Below are 556 nucleotides of genomic sequence, written 5' to 3'. Positions count from 1 at the left end.
GACCCAAATATATCCTATACTCCCCTTGGAAAGTATAAAACTCTTCCCAAAGGCTATAGTGATATAACCATTAACCTTAATTTTGGAGAAGGTATAAAGGGAGTGTTGATTCTTTTTGAAAGGAAGACTAATTCGAATATTACCCTATGGTATTCGGTGCACTATAATATGCAAAAGAAAGTACTCAAAAAGGAGCTTGCGATTTTTGAAGAGCCAAGGAAACCAGGTCAATTTATTGATGATGAAGAAAAAGTAAGAGAATATTTAAGAAAAAATAATATTTCCAAAGAAGATTTAGACAAAGACTATGATGAAATCATCAACCAGAAAGTTTTAAAGGACTGGTGCTCGATTTATGACAGTAAGTATTCTCCAAGCAACTATGGCGAGGTGAAAGTCGAAACCCAGTGGGAGAATTGGTGACAGGTCATGCAGACTTTACCCATCATTCCATCACTATGGCCACTCATCTTAATCCTAATCAAGTTCAGTTAGCCGATCTCTATGGCGGTAGAGAGCGTGTCAAGGACCTTTCTGGCTGGGAGGGAGATACGAC

Annotated in this window: 1 protein-coding gene; it reads left to right on the top strand. The window is 38.1% G+C overall.

The genetic code is table 11. From position 1 onward, the window contains the following. Positions 1-423: TipC family immunity protein (locus D8863_RS10905; protein ID WP_125441880.1), on the top strand; the 423-nt coding region annotated here is incomplete at its 5' end. Positions 424-556: the final 133 nt, after the last annotated feature.

Origin of the sequence: Streptococcus oralis (genome assembly GCF_003943825.1) — a bacterium.
Taxonomy (GTDB): Bacteria; Bacillota; Bacilli; order Lactobacillales; family Streptococcaceae; genus Streptococcus; species Streptococcus oralis_CD.
This window is presented reverse-complemented; position numbering and strand designations above follow the sequence as displayed.